At 72.2% G+C, this 22,529-nt stretch carries 23 protein-coding genes; 13 read left to right on the top strand and 10 right to left on the bottom strand.

Going from position 1 to position 22,529, the window contains the following annotated elements:
* Positions 1-666 precede the first annotated feature (666 nt).
* The 3 genes from C1N71_RS13180 (at position 667) to C1N71_RS13165 (ending at position 4,080) form a co-directional block, all read left to right on the top strand.
* Entirely contained in the window at positions 667-1,002 is a 336-nt protein-coding gene (locus C1N71_RS13180; RefSeq protein ID WP_137756822.1) for a hypothetical protein, read from the top strand.
* A 209-nt stretch (positions 1,003-1,211) separates the two neighbouring features.
* Complete coding sequence (locus C1N71_RS13170; RefSeq protein ID WP_254678013.1) at positions 1,212-3,359, top strand: FAD-dependent monooxygenase; 2,148 nt, start codon at positions 1,212-1,214, stop codon at positions 3,357-3,359.
* A gap of 40 nt (positions 3,360-3,399) precedes the next feature.
* The gene (locus C1N71_RS13165) at positions 3,400-4,080 is read left to right on the top strand and encodes an HNH endonuclease (protein WP_175414226.1); all 681 of its coding nucleotides are present in this window, start codon (positions 3,400-3,402) and stop codon (positions 4,078-4,080) included.
* A 58-nt stretch (positions 4,081-4,138) separates the two neighbouring features.
* Here C1N71_RS13165 and C1N71_RS13160 read toward each other — a convergent pair whose 3' ends face one another.
* The 5 genes from C1N71_RS13160 to speB all read right to left on the bottom strand — a co-directional run bounded on the left by C1N71_RS13160 (position 4,139) and on the right by speB (position 8,540).
* Positions 4,139-4,873: a DUF6994 family protein gene (locus tag C1N71_RS13160; protein WP_137756820.1), complete on the bottom strand. Its 735-nt coding sequence runs from the start codon at positions 4,871-4,873 to the stop codon at positions 4,139-4,141.
* 124 nt (positions 4,874-4,997) lie between these two features.
* Positions 4,998-5,600 (bottom strand): cyclase family protein, encoded by a 603-nt coding sequence (locus C1N71_RS13155; RefSeq protein ID WP_254678012.1) that lies wholly within the window; start codon positions 5,598-5,600, stop codon positions 4,998-5,000.
* A gap of 65 nt (positions 5,601-5,665) precedes the next feature.
* The gene (locus C1N71_RS13150) at positions 5,666-7,063 is read right to left on the bottom strand and encodes a purine-cytosine permease family protein (protein WP_137756818.1); all 1,398 of its coding nucleotides are present in this window, start codon (positions 7,061-7,063) and stop codon (positions 5,666-5,668) included.
* A 59-nt stretch (positions 7,064-7,122) separates the two neighbouring features.
* The gene (locus C1N71_RS13145) at positions 7,123-7,512 is read right to left on the bottom strand and encodes a YybH family protein (RefSeq protein ID WP_137756817.1); all 390 of its coding nucleotides are present in this window, start codon (positions 7,510-7,512) and stop codon (positions 7,123-7,125) included.
* Positions 7,509-8,540 carry an agmatinase gene (gene speB / locus C1N71_RS13140; protein ID WP_137756816.1) on the bottom strand — a complete coding sequence of 344 codons (1,032 nt, stop codon included), beginning with the start codon at positions 8,538-8,540 and terminating at the stop codon, positions 7,509-7,511. The genes C1N71_RS13145 and speB overlap by 4 nt, the downstream gene beginning before the upstream one ends.
* Positions 8,541-8,639: 99 nt before the next feature.
* Here speB and C1N71_RS13135 point away from each other — a divergent pair, with 99 nt between their 5' ends.
* Positions 8,640-9,224, top strand: coding sequence for a helix-turn-helix domain-containing protein (locus tag C1N71_RS13135; RefSeq protein ID WP_137756815.1), 585 nt, complete (start codon positions 8,640-8,642; stop codon positions 9,222-9,224).
* Between the two features lie 45 nt (positions 9,225-9,269).
* On the opposite strand, the gene C1N71_RS13130 is transcribed toward C1N71_RS13135, so the two are convergent.
* Positions 9,270-10,196, bottom strand: coding sequence for a LysR family transcriptional regulator (locus C1N71_RS13130; protein ID WP_217496002.1), 927 nt, complete (start codon positions 10,194-10,196; stop codon positions 9,270-9,272).
* Positions 10,197-10,280: 84 nt separating this feature from the next.
* Between C1N71_RS13130 and hisD the strand changes: the two genes are divergently transcribed.
* From hisD to C1N71_RS13110, 4 genes are all read left to right on the top strand, one after another.
* Positions 10,281-11,642 (top strand): histidinol dehydrogenase, encoded by a 1,362-nt coding sequence (gene hisD / locus C1N71_RS13125; protein WP_137756813.1) that lies wholly within the window; start codon positions 10,281-10,283, stop codon positions 11,640-11,642.
* A gap of 29 nt (positions 11,643-11,671) precedes the next feature.
* Positions 11,672-12,529 (top strand): nitrilase-related carbon-nitrogen hydrolase, encoded by an 858-nt coding sequence (locus tag C1N71_RS13120; protein WP_137756812.1) that lies wholly within the window; start codon positions 11,672-11,674, stop codon positions 12,527-12,529.
* Positions 12,526-13,968 carry a purine-cytosine permease family protein gene (locus C1N71_RS13115; protein WP_137756811.1) on the top strand — a complete coding sequence of 481 codons (1,443 nt, stop codon included), beginning with the start codon at positions 12,526-12,528 and terminating at the stop codon, positions 13,966-13,968. The genes C1N71_RS13120 and C1N71_RS13115 overlap by 4 nt, the downstream gene beginning before the upstream one ends.
* Positions 13,969-14,064: 96 nt before the next feature.
* Positions 14,065-15,054, top strand: coding sequence for a diacylglycerol/lipid kinase family protein (locus C1N71_RS13110; protein ID WP_137756810.1), 990 nt, complete (start codon positions 14,065-14,067; stop codon positions 15,052-15,054).
* A gap of 117 nt (positions 15,055-15,171) precedes the next feature.
* Here C1N71_RS13110 and C1N71_RS13105 read toward each other — a convergent pair whose 3' ends face one another.
* Both C1N71_RS13105 and C1N71_RS13100 read right to left on the bottom strand, forming a co-directional pair.
* Complete coding sequence (locus tag C1N71_RS13105; RefSeq protein ID WP_137756809.1) at positions 15,172-16,125, bottom strand: NADP-dependent oxidoreductase; 954 nt, start codon at positions 16,123-16,125, stop codon at positions 15,172-15,174.
* Entirely contained in the window at positions 16,125-16,490 is a 366-nt protein-coding gene (locus C1N71_RS13100) for a nuclear transport factor 2 family protein (protein ID WP_137756808.1), read from the bottom strand. Before C1N71_RS13100 ends, C1N71_RS13105 begins: the two co-directional genes overlap by 1 nt.
* 102 nt (positions 16,491-16,592) lie before the next feature.
* On the opposite strand from C1N71_RS13100, the gene C1N71_RS13095 reads away from it, so the two are divergent.
* Positions 16,593-17,195, top strand: a complete 603-nt coding sequence (locus tag C1N71_RS13095) for a TetR/AcrR family transcriptional regulator (protein ID WP_137756807.1) — start codon at positions 16,593-16,595, stop codon at positions 17,193-17,195.
* A gap of 156 nt (positions 17,196-17,351) precedes the next feature.
* Positions 17,352-18,335, top strand: a complete 984-nt coding sequence (locus C1N71_RS13090) for an NAD-dependent epimerase/dehydratase family protein (RefSeq protein ID WP_137756806.1) — start codon at positions 17,352-17,354, stop codon at positions 18,333-18,335.
* A gap of 34 nt (positions 18,336-18,369) precedes the next feature.
* On the opposite strand, the gene C1N71_RS15045 is transcribed toward C1N71_RS13090, so the two are convergent.
* Positions 18,370-18,885, bottom strand: a complete 516-nt coding sequence (locus tag C1N71_RS15045) for a hypothetical protein (protein WP_175414225.1) — start codon at positions 18,883-18,885, stop codon at positions 18,370-18,372.
* 128 nt (positions 18,886-19,013) lie between these two features.
* Between C1N71_RS15045 and C1N71_RS13080 the strand changes: the two genes are divergently transcribed.
* The 3 genes from C1N71_RS13080 (at position 19,014) to C1N71_RS13070 (ending at position 21,488) form a co-directional block, all read left to right on the top strand.
* Positions 19,014-19,736, top strand: a complete 723-nt coding sequence (locus tag C1N71_RS13080; RefSeq protein WP_254678011.1) for a ZIP family metal transporter — start codon at positions 19,014-19,016, stop codon at positions 19,734-19,736.
* Between the two features lie 153 nt (positions 19,737-19,889).
* On the top strand, positions 19,890-20,372 hold the full coding sequence (locus C1N71_RS13075) for an NINE protein (protein WP_254678010.1): 483 nt from the start codon (positions 19,890-19,892) through the stop codon (positions 20,370-20,372).
* Between the two features lie 261 nt (positions 20,373-20,633).
* Entirely contained in the window at positions 20,634-21,488 is an 855-nt protein-coding gene (locus tag C1N71_RS13070; RefSeq protein ID WP_137756805.1) for an NAD-dependent epimerase/dehydratase family protein, read from the top strand.
* Positions 21,489-21,575: 87 nt separating this feature from the next.
* On the opposite strand, the gene C1N71_RS13065 is transcribed toward C1N71_RS13070, so the two are convergent.
* Positions 21,576-22,346 (bottom strand): carbohydrate ABC transporter permease, encoded by a 771-nt coding sequence (locus C1N71_RS13065; protein ID WP_175414224.1) that lies wholly within the window; start codon positions 22,344-22,346, stop codon positions 21,576-21,578.
* Positions 22,347-22,529: the final 183 nt, after the last annotated feature.

The following is a 22,529-nucleotide window of genomic DNA, read 5'->3' as shown; positions in this document are numbered from 1 at the left end:
GGGCGGTGCTCATGCCGCACATCTCGTGGGCGCCCGCGCGGCGCTCCTGCGCCGAGCCTCGCTCGAGCGAGAACCCTCGTGTCCGCGACATCGTGTCAGGGGAGGCGTCTAAGGTGCACGTGTGCCCACCTCGAACTCGTCTCATCGCATCGACAGCGACCGACGAGTCGCTCAGCCAAAGTGGACCTGGACCATGGTGCGCCCCGGTCGCTACCAGTGTGACCAAGTCGAGGGTGCGTCGATCGTGCGCATCGGCGAGGGGCGAGGTGAGCAGCGGATCTGGCAGGTGCGAGTTTCGGGTAGGCCATACGAGCACCGCCATCGAGGCGAGGTGGTGCACCAGGTGAATGCCGCGGGGTCGCTGACTGAGGCGAAGGCCTGGGCGAGCACCTTGCCGCTCGACAGAGCGTGGGGTGAAGAGCAGGCAGCGGCGCTTGCGGTTTCGCTGCGTGAGGCCGAGCGTCACCTCCAGGCGGAGGCTGCGCGAGAGGAAGCGCTGTCGGCACCACCCGCGTCGTCTGCGCGGCGTGCGCCCCGCGCTGACGCTCCCGTGCCCAGGCAAGTTCACGCGACGCCAAATGTGTTCGCGAGCCGTCGACGTCCGGACTGGGACGGCCCCGAAACCGTCCCGTATGTGCGCTCCCGGCCGCGCTGAACGGAGCAGAGATGAGCAAGAAGGCGATGCGCGCGGCGCTCGAGCGACGACGTGCGCAGCGGTTCGATCGCGTGCGCGTCCTGCTCGAGCGCCGGTCCAACCGTGGCCTTGGGCGTGAAGAACTTCGTGAGCTGAAGGAGCTCTTGGATCTGTTGAAGGCGGAAGACGCCCTCGCGAGGGCGTCAGCGGGCGGAAGGAAGACGGCGAAGGAGCGACGCGCTGACAAGCGCGCCCGCCGCTCGGTCGCCCGCGTGACAGCGAAGCCCTCGTGCGCGGCGAGGACGTTGTACGGAGCAGGCATTCGTAGCGTGGTCAACGGCGGATCCCCCGGGCTGGGGCGACGTTAGCCGCTGAGCACCTGTGGCGTGAGCCGATCGGTCGAAGCTACGGCTGTCCGTCGAGAGGCGTTTGGTTGCTCACCGGCATCGGTCGCTCGGTCATCCCCTGGGTGCTTGTTGTTAAGGCGCGTCGGCCCTATCTTTTTCTCAGAAGCAGAACGCATCGTTCCAATAAAGAACGATCTTTGCTCGCGGCAACGGAGTCGAATCGAGGACCGATGCAGTTCCATCACGACGGGTACGTCTCCGGCGACCCCCGCATCCGGCCCGCCGCGGGCACGGGCATCGATCGGCCGACCGAGATCCCCGACGAAATCGACGTTTTGATCGTCGGCTCCGGGCCGGCCGGCATGCTGCTCGCGGCGCAGCTCTCGCAGTACCCGTCCGTCACCACGCGCATCATCGAGCGGCGCACGGGGCGGCTGAAGGTGGGGCAGGCCGACGGCATCCAGGCGCGCAGCGTCGAGACGTTCCAGGCGTTCGGCTTCGCGGAGCGCATCACGCAGGAGGCGTACCGCATCACCTCCACGAGCTTCTGGGGGCCGCGCGACGACGACCCCACGAAGATCCACCGCACCAAGCGCACCGACGACGACCCCAACGGCATCAGCGAGTTCGAGCACCTCATCGTCAACCAGGCGCGCGTGCTCGACTACTTCGCCGAGGCCGCGCTGCATGGGCCGGCGCGCATCCAGCCCGACTTCGGTATCGAGTTCGTGAGCCAGGAGCGGGATGACCACCCGACGCATTCCGTGCTCGTCACCATCCGCGACTCCGGCGCGACAAGCGAGGCGGAGGATGCGGCGCTTGCCGCCGCGACCGGGCTCGGGGCCGAGGCGGCGCGGCTGGCGGTGAACGAAGCGACGGCGGATGAGTCTCTTGGGGGCTCGCTTCGAGACGCGAACTCCGCAAGCTCCGTTCGCTCCTCAACGAGCGGTTCTGGGACGGCAAGCGCTTCTGGAGCGTCGAGCGACTCTGGGGTGGCGAGCGGTTCGGGAGCGGCGATCAGCGGTGAGGACGACCGCCCGACGCGCACCATCCGCGCAAAGTACGTCGTCGGCTGCGACGGCGCACGCAGCGGCGTGCGCCGCTCGATGGGGCGGCAGTTGCAGGGTGACCAGGCCTTCCACGCCTGGGGCGTCATGGACGTGCTCACCGTCACCGACTTCCCCGACGTGCGCATGAAGTGCGCCATCCAGTCAGAGGCGGGCAGCATCCTGCTCATCCCGCGCGAGGGCGGACACCTGGCGCGCTTCTACGTCGACCTCGGCGAGGTCGCCGCCGACGACGCCGGCCGCATCCGCCAGACGACCATCCACGACACGATCGCCCGCGCGAACGCCATCCTCTCGCCGTACACGCTCGAGGTGAAGGACGTCGCCTGGTACTCGGTCTACGAGGTCGGGCACCGCCTCTGCGATCGCTTCGACGACGGCGTGGATGCGGACGGCAGCGAGCGCGAACCGCGCGTGTTCATCGCCGGCGACGCGTGCCACACGCACTCGGCGAAGGCCGGGCAGGGCATGAACGTGTCGATGCAGGACGGCTTCAACCTCGGTTGGAAGCTCGGCGCCGTGCTCACCGGCCAGAGCCCGCACGAGCTGCTCGCCACCTACTCCGCCGAGCGGCAGGTGGTGGCGCAGAACCTCATCGACTACGACAAGCAGTGGTCGAGCCTCATGGCGAAGAAGACCGCCGAGCTCACCGACCCCGACGAGATGACGCGCTTCTACGTCGACCAGGCGGAGTTCCTCTACGGCTTCCGCACGCAATACGAGCCGTCGATGATCACCGGCACCGCCGAGCACCAGGCGCTCGCCGCCGGCTTCCCGATCGGCAAGCGCTTCAAGTCCTACCCGGTCGCGCGCGTGGCGGATGCGAACTTCGTGCAGCTCGGCCACCACCACCGGGCAGATGGGCGCTGGCGGCTGTACGCGTTCGCGGATGCCTCGGGGGAGGCGCTCGCGCGCTTCGCCGCCGAGGTGCCGGATGTCGTGGCTCGGTTCACGCCCGCGGGCGCCGACGTCGACTCGGTCTTCGACGTGAAGCTCGTGCTGCAGGATGCGTGGCAGGACGTCGACCTCGGCACGATCCCGCCGATCTTCCTGCCGCGCACCGGCTCCCTCGGACTCGTCGACTACGAGAAGGTCTACGCCGCCATCGCCCCGCGCGACTGCCAGCCGGCGGCGCCGAAGATGGCGGTCGGCACCGACCCCGACGCGGACATCTTCGACGCTCGCGAGGTGTCGCGCGACGGCGCGATGGTGCTCGTGCGACCGGACATGTACGTCGCGGCGGTTCTGCCGCTGGATGCGGTGGGGGAGCTCGAGGGGTTCGTCAGAGCGGCGTTTGCCGAGCACCGATGACGCTCGAAGCCTTGTCAGCCCTCGCGGCTATGGTGACGCCATGAAGCCCGTGACGGAACTCGACGCATCGGCAGTGGACCGGTACGCAGATGCGCTGACGGAGGTTGCCCGAGCGCTCGCCGAGCGGGACGTGACGGCGGCGAGGGCGGCGCTGGCACCCATTGCCGGGGAGGTGTGGGAAGGCAGCCTAAAGCGCGCTGGCACCCGGAACTCCGACGGCGAGGCCACGGGAGAGCGGGACGTCGACGATGCCGCGCGGGCGCGCACCTTCCTCGGCGATGGCATGCGGTGCACGTACTGCGGCGGTCGCGCCATCCCGCGTTCGATCCTCGTCGCGATGAGCGACGTATTCCCCGACGAGCTGCCCTACTACTGGCGCTATAAGACCGGAACGGTGCATCCGGCGTACTGGGCGGTCGCGGCCGAAGCCGATCACGTTCTCGCCCACAGCGCGGGCGGGGCTGGCGACGACGGCAATCTCGCGACCCTGCACGTCGCGTGCAACACCATCAAATCGGACTCGAGCCGAGAGTCGATGCCGGTCATCGAGGCGCGTCCGGCGCCTGAGGGGTGGGACGGGCTCGTCAGCCTCTACGCCGCCTGTGTGCTGGCGGGCAACTCCCGCGGTGCTCGCCACCACGCGATCGGCTATCACACCGAGCGTATGAAGCATTTCGGCGTCTCTGCCATCGAGCCGGAGGCCGCGCCCGACCAACGCTGATCTCGCACCGTCAGACGCCTGACGACGCGGGCAGCCAGGCTGGTCCCGGAGCCTCGGGCTACGAGTCGGCGCTCCTGATCCGCGTCGCATCCCACGCAGCGATTCTTCGGTTGCGCGCGGCGAGGAAGGCCATGCTGCGAGCCCTGTACTCGCGGTAGTCCTCCATGTCCCGCGGCAGCGGGCTCGCGTCGAAGCCATCGAAGTTCCGCAGGAACTGCACGGACCCGTCGTCGGCCACGAGGTCCTGCAGCAGGAAGAAGTCGACGTATCCCTCGAACGACTCGAAGAGCTCGAAGAAGTCCCAGTAGGCGGCGAGCGTGCGGTCGAGAGGGTTCGCCTCTCCTGCGTACGAGCGTCGGATGCACTCGAGCGTGAGGTCGAGTCGGTCGCCGATGGCACGAGCGAACCCGCGCGCCTGGTTGAGGGTCTGCGCCCCGGGCCGTCGCTCCCCGGGGAACACGAGGATGCCCCCGATCGTGTGGTTGAGCCGCTGGAACTCGTCCAGCTCCCGCGTCGAGCACTGCTCGATGATCGAAGCCATCTGCGTCCATGACCGGTACGTCGGCACGCACGTGTCGCTCGCGAGGAAGAACTCGCCGCGACGCGATGCGTGATGGAGATATCGCCGGCGACTCGAGGTGTCGAGCGTGAACGGCGTGCCGTCGGGCAGCGGCTTGCTCCAGAGGAGCTGGTGGTAGCGGCGCAGCGTCGCGCTCGTCGTGTCCGGATCTCCCGCGCCGGCGTCGCTGCGCACGTCGAAGCCGACGTCGATGGCGAAGTCAGCGCCTGTCACGTCCGCAGTATAGCTAGAGCCCCCGACGGTCCCGGTCTTCCAGCTGACTCGGGCATGAAGGATGCGGCAGAACGGCGAAGTCGTCGCGGCGCTCGGCTGGGAGGCAGTCGATCGACGTCGTCGGCTACCCGACGAACGCCACCGCCCGCACCGGGGCACCGTCGCCCTCGAGCGCCAGCGGGAAGAAGCCGAGCAGCACGCGGGCGGGCAGGTCGTCGGGGAGGCGCAGGTTCTCGACGATGAGGCCGTCGGCGCCCAGCACGATCTCGTGCACCGGGAAGTCGGTCGCGTCGGCACTCGTCGCATCCGGATTCAGGGTGTCGACCGCGAGGACGCGCATGCCGCGGACGACGAGCTCGGACGCGACCGACGCATCCAGGAACGGGTGGTCGACCGCACGCGTAGAGCCGAAGTGCTCCGACCAGCCGAGCTCGAGCGCGACGATCGGCGGCACCACATCCGGTACGGAGACCGCAGCGGTCAGCCGCTCCCAGGACACCGCCTCCCGCGCCTCGAGCCCCGGCACGCGCAGCACGAGCGCGTCGCCGACCAGCTCGTCGAGGGCGACTTCGGCAAGAGTCCGCCCGCCGACGACCGTGTGCGATGGGGCGTCGATGTGCGTGCCCGTGTGCGAGCCCATCCGCAGGGCCGTCACTGCGGCGCCGTCGACCTCGACCGACAACGCAGCGGACACGTGCACCGAAGGGTCGCCGGGGAAGACGGTCATGCCGTCGACGATCGGATGGCTGAGGTCGATCAGGCGCCGACCAGCGCCGCCAGCAGCAGCGTGCATCACGAGCGAGTCGAGACGGGCGCCTCGTCGCCGGCCTCCGCATCCGCCAGGTGTCGACTCGGCACAGTCGGCGTCGACGCGCGCCGCGGCCACGACGCCGCGAGGTACACGACGAGCGTGAGCACGAACGCCGGCACGGTCGCGCCGATCGGCAGCGGCCACACGTAGGCCCACACGTACGCCATCGCGGCGCCGACCGCCCACGCGGCCACGGCGATCCAGTTCACGCCGCCCGAGAACCAGAACCGGCCGCCGCGGGGCCGAAGGATGTCGCGGTCGTAGCTGCCGCGGGCGACGACGAAGTAGTCGACGATCATGATCGCGAAGATCGGCGCGAACAGGGCGCCGATCGTCACGAGGAACGTCGTGAACTGCGCGAGCAGGCCGAAGAACGTCGAGCCGATGATCGAGATGACGCCGAGCACGAGCGCGGTCGGCAGGAAGCGCACACGCCGCCCGGGCAGCGCGTTCACCACGCTCGTGACCATGCCGTAGACGACCATCGTGTTCGTCGCCATGACCGACAGGAAGATGCCGACCGCGAAGGCCGGGCCGAACGGCGCGATGATCGTCACCGGGTCGAAGGCCACCGCGTCGCCGCCGGAGACGACGACGTAGGCGATCGCGACCGCGCCGAGCGTCATCGAGATGACGGTCGACAGCGTGTAGCCGATGCCCGACCCGACGACGCCCGCCCTCGTCGTGCGGGCGAAGCGGTTGAAGTCGGCCGACAGCACCGTCCACGACACCGCCGTCGCGACGACCGCGTCGAACGCGAGGCCCGCCGTGTAGAACGGCGCCTCGGGGGCGGGGATGGATCCGATCGCGCCCGGCCCCGCATCCACCATCACGACGACGAAGATGTACGCCGCGATGGCGAGGATGACGGCTGCGAACCACGGCTCGACGCGCGCGACGCCCGTGTGGCCGAAGATCGCCAGCACCACGACGATCGTCTGGCAGAGCACCGCGAACAGCACGGGGCTCGAGAAGCCCGTGACGGTGGCGACGATGTAGTCGAGGGCGGTGCCGGCGAGCATCGCCTGCACCCAGCTCCACCCCATGAGGATGAGCACGTTCACCGCCACCGGCAGCAGGCTGCCGCGCGTGCCGAACGGGCCGCGCGTGAGCGCCATCGTCGGCAGACCCGTGCGGGTGCCGATCGCGCCGATCGTCACGAGCACCGCGGCGCCGGCGAGCGTGCCGCCCACGATGAGTGCGATCACGACGCCCAGCGGCAGGTCGGGCACGAACAGCGTGCCGGTGAGGAGCGTGGTGACGACGAGGTTCGCCGCCAGCCAGATCATGAGGGTGCGGCCGAGCGAGTTGGTGCCGCGCACCGGCCTGCCGTCGTCGTCGGCGGCGAGGCGCTGCTCGAGTCGTGCGATGAGGGACATCGTCGTCTCCTGGGGTGCTGGGTGGGATGCGGGATGCGGTCGCCGGACGGCGGCCGGGATCAGGGCTGGGGCGAGAGGTGCTCGTGGATCGCGACGAGGCCGTCGCCGTCGACGCGGAAGACGATGGTCTCCCGCTCGACGTACGCGTCGGGGCCGTCGGGCGTCGTGACGGCGGTGCGCACCGTGTGCGAGAAGACGGCGCCGCCATCCATCGCGAGCACCTGCCGGTCGCTCGACGCGCACGACTCGACGCGCCATCCGCTCGCCACCCACTCGGCCCACAGCCGCTCGTAGGCGGCGCGGTCGTCGAGCCTCGCTGGCTCGGTGTGGAAGACGAAGCTCGCCTCGGGTGCGAAGAGCGCGAAGTAGCGCTCGCCGTCGGTGGCGCGGAAGGCGTCGACGATCGCGTCGGCGGCGGCGAGCACCTGCTCGTCGGTGGGGCGGGTCATGCGTGCTCCTCGGTCGTGCTCTGTGCGGCATCGCTGGGCGCCGCATCGCTGGGCGCGGCATCGCTCGGCGTCGCCCCGCGCGGCGCCATGGCGCTCAGCAGCTCGTAGACGACGTGGCTCGCGGCGACCGCCGTGAGCTGGGCGTGGTCGTAGGCGGGGGAGACCTCGACGACGTCGGCGCCGACGATGCGCAGATCCGACAGCGCGCGCAGGATGCGCAGCAGCTCGCGGCTCGTGAGCCCGCCCGCCTCGGGCGTGCCGGTGCCGGGCGCGTGCGCGGGGTCGAGCACGTCGATGTCGATCGAGATGTAGAGCGGCGCGTCGCCGATGCGGGTGCGGATGCGCGCGATCGCGGCCGCGACCCCCTCCTCCTCGATCTCCTCGCTCGTGACGATCGCGAAGCCGAGCCGCTCGTCGTCGCGCAGGTCGTCCTTCGAGTACAGCGGCCCACGGATGCCCACGTGGCAGCTCGCGGTGAGGTCGATGAGGCCCTCCTCGCTCGCGCGACGGAAGGGAGTGCCGTGCGTGACGGGGGCGCCGAAGTACGTGTCCCAGGTGTCGAGGTGCGCGTCGAAGTGCAGCACCGCGACGGGTCCGTGCGCGGCGTGCACGGCGCGCAGGAGCGGCAGGGCGATCGTGTGGTCGCCGCCGATCGCGACGATGCGGCCGGCGGAGCGGGCGAGCTCGAGCGCGCCGGCCTCGACGTCGGCGACGGCCTCGGCGAGGTCGAAGGGGTTCACGGCGATGTCGCCCGCGTCGGCGACCTGCTGCGCCGCGAACGGATGCACGTCCTGCGCCGGGTTGTACGGGCGCAGCAGGCGTGACGCCTCGCGCACGTGGCTCGGGCCGAAGCGTGCGCCCGGGCGGTAGCTGACACCGCCGTCGAACGGGATGCCCACGACGGCGACGTCCGCGCGCTCGACCTCGTCGAGGCGGGGGAGCCGGGCGAACGTCGCGATGCCGGCGAAGCGCGGCACGCGGCTCGCGTCGATCGGGCCGCGCGGCGCGTCTTCGTGGGTGGGTTGCATATTGGACAACTCCGTGTACTCTCAGGGCAACGTGCCGCGACCGTACTCCCGCGACGGATGCGGCGTCAAGCGATGCCGCCTGAGGAGAGAGGGGTGGGGATGCGCGCGATTCATCCCTCCGCCGACGAGGTCGTCGCACCCATCGGCGCCCGGCTGCGCTCCGTGCGCACCGCGCAGGGCATGACGCTCGCGCACGTCGCCGAGGCGACGGGGCTGTCGAAGGGATTCCTCAGCCGCGTCGAGCGCGACGAGACGTCGCCGAGCCTCGCGACGCTCGTGCAGCTGTGCCAGGTGCTGTCGCTGCCGATCGGCGCGCTCTTCGCCGAGCCCGAGGTGCAGCACGTCGCCTTCGCCGACGCGCCGCGCGTGAACCTCGGTGGCGTGCACGTCGACGAGCGGCTCATGACGCCGCGCGGCGAGGAGCGCGTGCAGGTGCTGCGCTCCGAGCTCGCGCCCGACGCGCACGGCGGCAGCGACCTCTACACGATCAATGCGCAGGTCGAGGTGCTGCACGTGCTCGCCGGCACCGTGCGGCTCGAGCTCGTCGACCGCTCGATCGTCGCGCGCGCCGGCGACGCCGTGACCTTCCCCGGTCGCGAGCCACACACGTGGCGCGTCGAGGGCGGCGAGCCGGCGACGGTGCTGTGGATCCTCGTGCCGGCGCCGTGGAGCGGCTCGGCCTGAGCCCGGCCTCAGTCGACCCGCTCGCGGCTCGGCCTGAGCCGGGCTTCAGGCCATCCGCTCGCGGCCCTCGTGGTCGCCGAGCTTCGACAGCAGCGTCTGCTCGGCGAGCGACGCGATCGCGCGGGTCGCGGGCGACAGGTGCGCGCCCTCGCGCTGCACGAGCGCGATCGTGTCGAAGCAGGGCTCGTCCATCGGCGCGACGTGCACGCCAGCGGGGAAGGAGGGCGACTCGGCGATCGAGCGCGACACGATCGTGTCGACGGAGCCGCTCGCGACGAGCCCGAGCGCCGTCTCGACGTGCTCGACCTCGATCGCCGGCTCGATGCGCAGGCCCCGGAGGCTCGCCCGCTCGCGCAGCTGCCGCCTCGTGGGGTCGGACCAGCCGGCGTACGCGTCGTAGAGCACGAGGCTCGCCGCGGCCAGCTCGTCGATCGAGACAGGGCCGCCGCGCGGATCCCGGGTCGCGGATGCGTAGAGCACCTCGTCGCGGAAGAGCGGCCGCACCGCGAGCCCCTCCTCGGGCACCGGCAGCACGACGATGCCGGCCTCGAGCTCGCCGCGCGCGATCGACTCGGCGACGAGCGCCGAGTTGAGGCCCACGAGCCGCACCGCGACCTTCGGGTGCTGCGCGTGAAAGCGCTGCACGAGGTCGGCGAGGTCGTAGTAGGCGGCGTTGCGCAGCACCCCGAACGTGCACGTGCCGCCCTCGAGCGCCGAGAGCGAGCGCACCGCATCCATGCCCGCATCGATGGCGCCCACCGCGCGTCGGGCGTGCGGCTGCAGCTCGATCGCGGCGGCGGTCGGCACGAGGCGACGGCCGCCGCGCACGAAGAGCGTCGCGCCCAGCTCGCGCTCGAGGCGTGCAACGAGCTCGGACATCGACGCCTGCGCGCCACCCAGCTCGCGCGCCGCCGCGGTGAAGGATCCGTGCTCCATCGCTGCGAGGAACGCGGTCAGCTGCGCGAGGGTCATCGTCGCTCCCATCGTGGAATCCGATGTGATCGATCGTAGGACATCGTCTTGTGCAGCACTCGACGATCCCCGTAGCGTCCGAGCATGCGCTTCTCCGCCCCCGTGCTCGCCAGCCTCGACGGCCGCTTCCACCACCTCAAGACGCCGCTCGTCGACGCGCCCGCCGCGCAGCAGGACCCCGCGGTCATCGAGACCGTCACGACGATGCTCGCCGAGGTCGAGCGCCGCGGCATGGATGCGGTGCTCGAGTACGCACGCACGCTCGACGGGTACCGCGGCGGCGACATCGAGCTCACACCGCAGCAGATCGCCACGAGCGGCGACCGCATCCCCGCCGACCTCCGCGCGGCCATCGAGCTCGGCTCCGAGCGCACCCAGGCGTTCGCCCGCGAGCAGCGGGCGCACCTGCAGGACTTCGAGGCCGAGCTCGTGCCCGGCATCGTCACCGGCGCCCGCTACGTGCCCGTGGCCCGCGTCGGCGCCTACCTGCCCGCCGGGCGCTTTCCGCTCACGGCCTCCGCGTTCATGACCGTCGGCGTCGCGAAGGCGGCCGGCGTGCCCACCGTGATCGCGGCCACGCCGCCCCAGCCGGACGGCGTCGCCAACGACGCCGTCGTCTACGCCGCGCACCTGTCGGGCGTCGACCGCGTGTTCGTGCTCGGCGGCGTGCAGGCCCTCGCCGCCATGGCCTTCGGCCTGCTCGGCGACCTGCCCGTCGACATGCTCGTCGGCGCCGGCAACGCCTACGTGGCCGAGGCGAAGCGCCGCCTCTTCGGCACCACCGCGATCGACCTGCTCGCCGGCCCCTCCGAGGTCGCCGTGCTCTCGGACGAGAGCGCCGACCCCGAGATCGTCGCCGCCGACCTGCTCGGCCAGGCCGAGCACGGCCCCAACTCGCCCGCCGCCCTCGTCACCACCTCCGAGGAGCACGGCCGCGCCGTCATCGCCGCCGTCGACCGGCAGCTCGCGACGCTCGCGACCGAGCCCATCTGCGGCCCCGCCTGGCGCGACTACGGCACCGTGACCGTCGCCGACGACCGCGAGGTCGCCGCAGCGCTCATGGACGACCTCGCACCCGAGCACCTCGAGGTCATCACGACCGACGACGACTGGTTCCACGACCGCCTGCGCAACTACGGCTCGATCTTCCTCGGCGCGTGGAGCACCATCGCCTACTCCGACAAGGGCATGGCCGGCACGAACCACGTCCTGCCGACCGCTGGTGGCGCGAAGCACAGCGCGGGGCTGTCGGTGTCGCGCTTCCTCAAGCCGCTCACCTACCAGCGCGTCGCACGCGAGGCGACGCCCGAGCTCGCGCACGCCGTGCAGGTGATCTCCGACTCCGAGGGCATGGCCGCGCACAGCGCCACCGCCACGATGCGGCTCGCGACCTACGCCGACGTCGCCTCCGCCGGATCCTCGGCTGCCGCGAGCACCGCGGGCTGACCGGACGCGACGGGGAGCGGGAGCGCAGCGTGGCACTCGACGGCGAGCAGCAGGCCAGGTCCATCGCGATCGCGGCGCGCAGCCCGCGCATCCGCGCCGGCGAGCCGGAGGCGAACCTGGATGCGGCACGCGCTGCGATCGCCGACGCGGTCGCGGCGGGCGCGCGGCTGATCGTGCTGCCCGAGCTGCTCACGAGCGGCTACGCCCTCACGTCGCAGGACGAGGCTCGCGCGCTCGCGATCGATGCGGGCGACGCCGCCCTCGCATCCCTCGCCGCCGACCTCCCCGCGGATGCCGTGCTCGTGGTCGGCTTCGCCGAGCGCGCGGGCGCGAGCATCGCGAACAGCGTCGGCGCGATCACGCGCGACGGCGTGCTCGCCGTCTACCGCAAGACGCACCTGTGGGACCTCGAGCAGACCCTCTTCGAGCCCGGCGACGCCGAGCCGCCCGTCGTCGAGACGCCGATCGGCCGCCTCGGGCTCGCCATCTGCTACGACCTCGAGTTCCCCGAGGTGCCGCGCGCGCTCGCGCTCGCCGGCGCCGAGGTCATCGCCGCGCCCGTCGCGTGGCCGCTCGTCGACCGGCCCGCCGGCGAGCGACCGCCCGAGCTCATCCAGGCGATGGGGTCGGCGCGCACGTCGCGCATCCCCATCGTCATCGCCGACCACCACGGCGACGACCGCGGCATCGACTGGACCGGCGGCACCGCCATCGTCGACGCGTACGGATGGGTGGCGGATGCGGGCGAGACCGCCGCGACCGCGACGGTCGAGATCCCCGCCGACACCCGTGCGGGCGACCGCAACGACCTGCTCGGCGACCGCCGGCCCGAGCTCTACCGCGGACTGCTCGACGAGCAGCCGAGCGCGCCGAGGAGGCACCGATGAGCAGCACCATCGAGACGAAGTCCATCGACTTCGTGCCGCTGACGGAGCGCAAGGGATCGGTCTGGTCGCTCTTCCCGCTGTGGTTCATGTCGAACGCGAACCTCACGACCCTCGCCACCGGCATGATCGGCGTCGGCCTCGGCGCGACGTTCATGACGAGCGTCATCGCGATCCTCGCCGGCGTCGCCGTCGGCACGATCTTCACGGCGTTCCACTCGGCGCAGGGTCCGCAGCTCGGTCTGCCGCAGATGCTGCAGTCGCGCGCGCAGTTCGGCTACCGCGGCGTCGCCGTGATCTGCGTCGTCACGATCCTCAGCATCGTCGGCTTCAACATCTTCAACCAGATCCTCGCCGCCGACGTGCTCACCATCACGACCGGCGCATCCGTCGCGCCCCTCTGGTACGTGCTCATCACCGGCCTCGCGCTCGTGCTGGCGATCGTCGGCTACCACTGGATCCATCGCACGCAGCAGTGGCTCACCCTGCTGTTCCTCGCGACCTTCGGCGTCTTCTCGATCGCGTGCATCGTCGCGCTGCCGCTGCCCGCGGAGCAGCTGGGCCTCGGATCCTTCGCGTGGCCCGCGTTCCTCGTGCAGTTCGCCGGCGCCGCCGGCTACGGGCTCGGCTGGGCGCCGTACGTCTCCGACTACTCCCGCTACCTCCCGCCGCGCACGAGCCCCGCGGCCGCGACGGCCTTCACGTACGGCGGCGTCTTCGTCGGCGCCTCCTGGCTTATGGTGCTCGGCGCCTTCGTCGCCGCCCAGTTCGCGGGCGCGGCGCCGCTGCAGGCCGTGGCGCAGGCGGCGGATGCGATCCTCCCCGGCGCGAGCGGATGGCTGCTGCTCGCGGCCCTGCCGGGCCTCATCAGCGTCATCACCGTGAACATCTACGCGGCGTCGATCGAGGGCATCACCGTCATCGACTCCTTCCGCCCCCTCGCGCCCACCCGCCGCGTGCGCATCGTCGCGTGCTCGATCGTCGGCGGCGCCGGCCTGCTCGGCGCGCTGCTCAGCACCGGCGAGTTCCTGGCGAACTTCGGCAGCTTCCTCGTGATCCTCGTGTACGTGCTCGTGCCCTGGACGAGCGTGAACCTCGTCGACTACTACCTCGTGCGGAAGGGCCGCTACGCGATCGGCGAGATGTTCCGCCCCGACGGCGTCTACGGTGCGTGGGGCTGGCGCGGGCTCGCCTCCTACGGCATCGGCATCGTCGCGATGGTGCCGTTCGTCGTGACGGCGTGGTTCGTCGGGCCGCTCGCGCAGGCGATCGGCGGCATCGACATCGCCCTGTTCGTCGGGCTCGTCGCGGCCGCCGTCGCGTACCTCGCGCTCACCGCGCGGCAGGACCGCAGCGCCGAGGACGACGCCATCGCACGCGCCGCCGACTCGGGCGCCGCGTCGTCGGTGAGCTTCGGGCGGGAGCCGGCCGCGCGTCCCTGACGCGAGCGGTGCACGGATGCGCGCCTGAGTCATCCAGGGCGGGCGCATCGGCGACGCATCGGGCGCGCACCGCATCCGTCCCCTACGGTCAGGAGCGTGACGGACGAGACGCGTGCGCCGGCGGGTGCGCGACCCGTCGCCGCCGTCGTCCACAACCCCGTGAAGGTGTCGACCGCGCGCCTGAGGGCAGCAGTCGAGCAGGCCGAGCAGAGCCACGGATGGGCGCCGTCGCGCTGGTACGAGACCGCCGCCGACGACTCCGGCGCCCAGGCGGCGCGCGACGCCGCAGCGGCACGCCCCGACCTCATCCTCGTCGCGGGCGGCGACGGCACCGTGCGCGCCGTCGCGGAGGCGATGCACGAGTCGAGCATCCCGCTCGCGCTCCTGCCCTCGGGCACCGCGAACCTCCTCGCCCGAAACCTCCGCCTGCGCACCACGAGCCTGCCGCGTGCGGTGTCCGACGCGTTCGCGGGCGTCGACCGACCGATCGACGTCGCCTTCGCGACGATGCGCACCGCCGACGGCGCGATCAGGCGCAAGGCGTTCCTCGTGATGGCGGGCATCGGCCTCGACGCGCGCATGGCCGCCGACACCGACGCCGAGCTGAAGCGCCGCATCGGCTGGGGCGCCTACGTCGACCCCATCGCCCGCTCGATCCTCGGCGGCGCCCGCTTCGACCTCCGCTACCGCGTCGACCGCAGCCGCGCGCGGTCGCTCACGGCGCACACGATCATCGTCGGCAACGTCGGCACCGTCACCGCCGGCCTGCTCCTCATGCCCGACGCGGTCGTCGACGACGGGCTGCTCGACGTCGTCGTCTTCAAGCCGAAGAGCGCATGGGGATGGGTGCAGATCGCGTCGCGCTTCACGACGAACGGCATGTTCCAGGCATCCCGCCCCGGCCGGTGGGTGCTGAGGAACACCCCGGATCTGCACGCCCTTCGGTACACGCAGGGCCGCCGCTTCGACGCGCGCTTCGAGACGCCGCAGCTGCTGCAGCTCGACGGCGACGTCGTCGGCGAGGTCGTGAGCGTCGCGCTCACCGTGCAGCACCACGGGCTGCTGCTGCGGACGCCGCGGGGCTGATTCGCGCGGCGCGATCCCGCAGATCGCGGCGCGACCGCATCGCGCGCACGGCCGAGGGACAGGGGCTGGGCGGGCGCCTGCCGGAGCGGCCCGCGGTGCGCGCGAGCCGCCCCGCCCTCACCCCTCGTCGGAAGTGAGGAGCACGACCTTGCCGGGGCCGAAGCGCTCGCTCTGGGCGCGGCCGGCCTCGGCGAGCGGCAGCGTCGCGGCCACGATCGGCCGCAGCAGCCCCGACTCCACGAGCTCGACCATGCCTGCGAGCCCGACCTGGTCGGCCTCCACGAACAGCGCCGCGGCGCGCACGCCCGCGGCCTCCGCGATCGGCGCGAGCGTCGCCATCTGCTGCGGCAGCGTGATGACGAGGATGCCGCCCGGCCGCACGGCGGCGACCCCCAGGGCGGCGCTCTCGCCGCCCTGCACGTCGAGCACCACGTCGGCGCCGCGCACGACGTCCGCATAGTGCTGCTCGCGGTAGTCGAGCACCTCGTCGGCGCCGAGCGAGCGCACGAGCGCCGCATCCGTCGCGGATGCGACGCCGATGACATGCGCGCCGATCGCATGGGCGATCTGCACCGCGAGATGGCCGACGCCGCCCGCCGCGCCCGTCACGACGACGCGCTGCCCGCGCTCGAGGCGCGCGGTGTCGACCAGCGCCTGCCACGCGGTGAGTCCGGCGAGCGGCAGCGCTGCGGCCTCGGCGTGGCTCAGCGACGCCGGAGTGCGCACGAGCGCTCGCGTCGGGGCGACGACGTGGGTCGCGTACGCGCCCGCGGCGTGGGGGAAGGGCAGCATGCCGAACACCGCGTCGCCGGGTGCGAACAGCGTGACGCCGGGGCCGACCTCCTCCACGACGCCCGCGACGTCGTAGCCGATGCGGATCGACCGGCCGCCGCCGAACGTGCCGTGCTGGCGCTGCATGACGTCGACCGGGTTCACGCTCGCCGCGTGCACGCGCACGAGCACCTCGCCGATGCCGGGCTCGGGCATCGGCACGGCGGCGACGCGGAGGACGTCGGGCCCGCCCGGCTCGTCGGCGACGACGGCGCGCGCCGAGGCGGCATCCTCGGGCATCAGAACATGCCGTGGTCGTTGCGCGACTGCGCCGGCACGGGCTGGATCGCATCCCAGTGCTCCACGATCCGACCGTCCTCGAGGCGCCAGAAGTCCATGGCCGACATGGTCGCCCCACCGACGTCGAAGCGGCTGTGCGTCGCGACGAGGTCGCCCTCTGCGACGATGCGGATGAGCTGCGCGCGGAAGCCCGGATCCTGCTGCTGCAGCGCCCCGACGAACCCGACGAGCCCCTCGGCGCCGTCGACGGCGAGCGGGTTGTGCTGGATGTACTGCTCGCCCAGGTGCTCAGCAGCGGCCCCAGCCGGATCCTTCTGCTGGAACGCCTGCGTCCAGAACTCCCTGACGATCTGCGCGTTGTCCATGCTTCCTCCTCATGAGTGCGATCGAAACCGACTGTACTCAGAAATGACGAAAGGGCAAGCGACGGTGCGCGCGGATAGCCTGAGCGCGCCGAGGGGAGACGAGTGGCAGCAGGCACGGCGGAGCCGACGGGACGGCGCGAGCGCAACAAGCAGGAGAAGCTCGAGCGCATCACGCGAGCGGCGCGGGAGCTCTTCGACGCTCGCGGCGTCGACGGCGTCACGACGCAGGAGGTCGCCGACCGCGCCGACGTGGGCACCGGCACGCTCTTCCTCTACGCGCCGACGAAGGGCGACCTCCTCCTGCTGGCGCAGAACGCCGCGTACGCCGAGGCGCTGGAGCGCGGCATCGCTCGTGCCGACGTCGCGACGGAGGCGCTCGACGGCGTCATGGCGATCATCGGCGAGGTCGTGCACTGCAACCGCGCGCACGTCGCGAACGGCCGCACCTACCTGCGCGAGCTGCTCTTCGGGGATCCCACGACGCCCCACCGGATCGAGGCCCTGGCCTCGACGGCGCGGACCGAGCGCGCGATCGCCGAGACGATCGCGCGCACGACCGGCGTCGACGCGACGGCTGCGGCGACGCTCGCCCGGCTGGCGAACGCTGCGATGCTCCTCGCCCTCACGTCGCCGCTCGCCGCCGACGCGTCGGAGGACGAGCTGCTGGCCTTGCTGCGCGCGCAGGTGACGGTGCTGCTGCCCTGAGCGCGTGCGACCCGCACGGCTGCTCGGCGTCCGAGCGAGCCGTGCAGGCCAAGCGGTGCGCAGGCGCGCCATCCGCGGATGAAGGCAGTCGCGGAACGCTTGTCGCGCCGCCCCGTACCTCGCAGGCACCGCGGCCGCGTCCGAGAGGATGGACCCATGCGCATCCTCATCACCGGCGGCGCCGGCTTCGTCGGCACGCAGCTCGCCCACCGCATCCTCGGCCTCGACGCGCCGCTCGGCCGCGTCGACAGCCTCACGCTGCTCGACATCGCCGAGCCGCGCCCCGAGCTGCTCGAGGACGGACGGGTGGATGCGCTCGTCGGCCCGATTGGCGAGCAGGTGGCGCATCTCGGCCCGCTCGACGTCGTGTTCCACCTCGCGGGCGTCGTCTCGGGCGCCGCGGAGGCCGACCTCGACCTCGGCCTGCAGACGAACGTCGACGACACCCGCGCGCTGCTCGACCACCTCCGCGCCGCGACCGAGCGCGGCGCCGAGCCGGCGACCTTCGTGTTCTCGAGCTCGCTCGCCGTCTTCGGCGACGACCCCTTCCTCGGCCAGCCCGACGTCATCCGCGACGACACCCTGCCGCGCCCGCAGTCGAGCTACGGCGCGCAGAAGTACATGGCCGAGCTGCTCGTCGCCGACTACGGACGCCGCGGCCTCGTGCAGGCGCGCACGCTGCGCCTCCAGACCGTCGCGGTGCGCCCCGGCGCGCCCAACGCTGCCGCATCATCCTTCGTGTCGGGCATCGTGCGCGAGCCCGTCGCGGGCGTCCGCGCCCCGCTGCCGGTGCCGCGCGACACCCCCATCACGCTCTCGTCGCCCGAGCGGACGATCGACGCGCTCGTCCGCGCCGCGACCGCGACGGCCGACGAGTGGGGCAGCCCCACCGCCGTCATGCTGCCGGGCCTCTCGACGACGCCCGCGCAGATGCTCGAGGCGCTCGACCGCGTCTCGGGGCGGCCGCTGTCCGACCTCGTCGACGACGCCATCGACCCGGCGATCGTCGCGATCGTCGAGACCTGGCCCGCGGCCTTCGCGCCCGAGCGCGCGATCGCGCTCGGCATCGAGGCGCCGGAGTCGGTGGATGCGGTGATCGCCGAGTACCTCGCGCTCGTCGGGGAGTCGACCGCGGAGTGAGCGCCTCGCCCCGCGGTGCGGCTCGCCGCCGACCTCAGCCCTCGGCGCGCACGAGCGCCCACGCCATCGTCACGTCCTCATCGGCCGCGAGGGACAGCTGCACGAGTCCGTCGTAGGGCAGCGAGTACGAGAAGTTCTCGACGGCCGGCGCATCGCAGTCGATCGTGCCCTGCACGAGCAGCCGCTCGTCGGCGTCGCCCGCGATGGCCCGGTCGACGCGGAAGTCCATCCGCTCGCCACCCGTGCACTGCCCCTCGACGACGAACGTCTGACCGGCGACGACCGGCGCGAGTGCCGTGATGCTCATCTGCGGCACGCCGTCGACCATCGCGATCTCGGCACGGGCGATGGATCCCTCGGGCGTCCCGGGATCGTCGTACGGCGCGGCGCTCGCCGAGGGCGTCGGCGAGGGGCTCGGTGACGCGGAGGCGGACTCCGGCGCGGACGGCGACGGCTCGGGCTCGGGCTCGGGCGCCGACCCGCATCCGGAAGCGGCGAGCACGGCGGCGACGGCGGCCGCGCTCAGGACGATGCTGCGCGTGGCGTGCATCCCGGCAGCCTGCCAGAGGCGGCAGCGGCATCGAAAGGGCCTCTGGATGATCCGTCGAGCCACCCGAGACGGGTCCACGATGGAGGCGCGACGGCCGTGACCGACCGCGCGTCGAGATCGGAGGGGTCGTGGCGGTGCTGCTCGAGAGCGCGGTCTGGGGAGCGATCGCCGCGTCGTCGCTCCTGCTCGGCGCCATCCTCACCGCGATCCGGCCGTGGCCGCGGATGCTCGTCGGACTCGTGCTCGCGTTCGGCGCAGGTGCGCTCATCGCGAGCATCGCGTTCGAGCTCGCCGAGGAGGGGCTGTCGACCGGCGGCGCCGTGCCCGTCGCGATCGGGCTCGCCATCGGCGCCGCCACCTTCTTCCTCGCCGACCGCGGGGTCGAGCGGCTCGGCGCGCGCGACGGGAAGAGCGGAGCAGGGCTGCCGCTCGCGATCGGTGCGCTGCTCGACGGCATCCCCGAGCAGGCGGTGCTCGGCATCGGCATCGCCACCGGCGAGGGCGTGAGCGCCGCACTGCTCATCGCCATCTTCGTCTCGAACCTGCCCGAGTCGCTCGGCTCCTCCGCCGACATGCTGCGCGCCAAGTCCCCACGCCGGCATGTGCTGCTGCTCTGGGCCGGTGTCTCGGTCGCGTGCATGGTCGCGACGGTCGTGGGCACCCTGGTCGCCGACGCCGCATCCGACGAGCTGCGCGCCGGCATCGAGGGCTTCGCCGCCGGCGCGCTGCTCGTCATGCTCATCGACGCGATGGCGCCTGAGGCGCGCGAGAAGGCGAAGGGATGGGCCGGCCTCGCGACCGTGCTCGGCTTCGCGCTCGCGGCCGGGCTGTCGCTGCTGTCGGGGGAGTGAGCCGCAGGGCCTTGAGACGACGTGCGCGGCACCGACGCGATCGCGATCGCTCCGCCGTCCAGGCTCAGGGTGCGCGGAGACGGCGTGTCACGATCTCGCAACGGTGAGCGAGACTCGAGTCTCGATGTCATTGGTGGCACATAGCATCCGACCATGACGACTTCTGCTGCCACGCCGGCGGGCTGGCACCGCGACGCCCACGGCGTCGAGAGATGGTGGGATGGCCAGGCTTGGGGTGCTCCCCGGCAGGCCGCCAACGAGATCATGCTCCATGCGCCGACCGCTCCGATCGCGCAGGCGCCGCAGCAGTCGCCGCAGCCCCAGTTCTACGCGTACGCCCAGCCGCAGGTGGTGATCGTCGCGCCGCTCAAGGAGGCCGGCATCGCCTACGTCCTCGCGATCTTCCTCGGGACGCTCGGCATCCATCGCTTCTATCTCGGCCGCGTCGGCTCCGCGATCGGGATGCTTGCGCTCACGCTGCTGAGCGGGCCGCTCATGATCGCCTTCGGGCTCGGGCTTGTCGCCTGGCTCGGCGTCGCCATCTGGTGGGTCGTCGACCTGTTTCTGATCCCGGGCATGGTGCGCGAGGAGAACCAGCGCCGGATCGCGCTGCAGCAGGCGCCTCGGCAGTTCTAGTTCTGCCAACCCCGCCGAAGAGGCTCGAGCCGCACGCAGGCCAGGACGCGGAGCAGTGGTCGGCGCGGCGATGCGTCACCGCGGGAATGCGCGAGCAGCCCGCGCGGCCGTGTGACGAGCAGCGAGCCGCGTCGATCGGGAAGCGCTTTGCGGCCGCATTCGCTCGGCGGACTCGACGCGCGGCGCAAGCCGTCGCCCGCCGACGCCCGCGCGGATAGCGTCGTGCGCATCCGCCCGAGCCGCTGAAGGAGCCGCCGCCCCATGAAGATCCTCGTCACCGGAGCATCCGGCCGCGTCGGCCGCGCCACGGTCGCGCACCTGCGCGAGCATGGGCACGACGTGCTCGGCATCGACCAGGCGCCCTCGCCCGACGGACCCGACGGCGGGCCGATCGTCGACCTGACGGACTTCGGCCAGGTCGTCGAGGCGATGAGCGGCGTCGACGACCGGCTCGGCGGCTTCGACGCGGTCGTGCACCTCGGCGCCGTGCCCGCGCCGGGGCGCAAGCCCAACGCCGCGATCTTCGCCAACAACGCCGTCTCCGGCTACAACGTCCTCGCGGCCGCGCGCATGCTCGGCATCGCCAAGGTCGTGTGGGCCTCGAGCGAGACCGTGCTCGGCCTGCCGTTCGAGACCCCGCCGCCGTACCTGCCGGTCGACGAGGAGTACACGGTGCGCCCGGAGACGACGTACTCGCTCGGCAAGGCCGTCGAGGAGGAGATGGCGCGGCACTTCGCGCGCTGGCAGCCGGGCGCATCCATCATCGGCCTGCGCTTCTCGAACGTGCTCACCGACGACGACTACGCCCGCTTCGACTCGTGGCAGGACGACCCCGCCGCCCGCGCCTGGAACCTCTGGGGCTACATCGACCATCGCGACGCGGCGCAGGCGGTGCGGCTCGCCGTCGAGGCGGATGGGCGACGCGGCGCCGAGGTCTTCATCGTCGCCGCCGACGACACCGTCATGCGCCGCCCGAGCGTCGAGCTGCTGACCGGCGCGCTCGCCGACCTCGAGCGCCGCGCCCCCATCGAGGGCCGCGTCACGCTGCTGAGCAACGCCAAGGCGAAGCGAGCGCTGGGCTTCCGGCCCGCGTACTCGTGGGTGGACCGCGTCTGACCTTCGCGAGCTCAGCGGATTGAGGCTCTCGGCTGGATGCGGCCTCACGTCCGGCCGAGAACCTCACTCTGAGCGGAGGATGAGGCGCTACTTCACCGAGCCCTGGGTCAGCCCGCCGACGAGCCAGCGCTGCAGCAGCAGCGCCAGCACGTAGACCGGCACCATGCCCGTGAGGGAGGCCGCGGCCATCTGGCCGAACATCACCTCGCGTCCGCCCTGCATGAGGGAGATGCCCACGGGCAGCGTCTGGCTGTCCGCGCTCTGCGTGAGGATGACCGGGATCAGGAAGTCGTTGTAGACGAGCACGAAGCCGATGATCGCCACGGCCACGACGCCCGGCATCACGAGCGGCAGCACGATGCGCACCAGCGTGCGCACGGGTCCGCAGCCGTCGAGCGCCGCCGCCTCGTCGATCTCCTCGGGCACGGCTCGGAAGAAGCCGTCGAGCAGCCAGACGACGACGGGCACGATCACGAGCGCCTCCACGAGGGCGAGGCCGAGGATCGAGTCCATGAGCCCGAGCGTCCGCACGAGCAGGAACAGCGGCACGACCGCGACGACCGGCGGTGCGATGTACACGGAGACGATGGTGCCGAGCGCGCTGCCTCCGCCCGCGCGAAGACGGGCGATCGCGTAGTTCGCCGGGATCGCGATCACGAGCGCGACGAGCGTGGCGAGGCCGGCGACCGCGAACGAGTTCGTCAGGTACGTCGTGATCGGGAAGCGCTCGAACGCCGACGACCAGTTGCTCCACGCGAGCTCCGCCGGGAAGACGCGCAGCGCCAGGATGTCGGCGGGGCCCTTCAGCGAGGTGAGCACGAGGGATGCGACGGGCAGCAGGGCGAACAGCACGGCCACCGCGACCACGATGCCCGCGGCGATGCGTCCCCATGGTCCGCCGGCCGCGCCGCGTGCTCGTCGACCGCGGGCGGGCAGGCGGCGAGCACGGACCGCGCCGCTCGCGTGCGTGACGATGGACTCGGTGCTCGGGGGCACGGGAGGCTGTGCACCCGCGACGCGGGTACGAGCGAGCGGGCGGAG

This window comes from Agrococcus sp. SGAir0287, from assembly GCF_005484985.1.
GTDB lineage: Bacteria > Actinomycetota > Actinomycetes > Actinomycetales > Microbacteriaceae > Agrococcus.
Note: the sequence above shows the minus strand (reverse complement) of the source record. Positions and strands in the feature narration are given on the sequence as shown.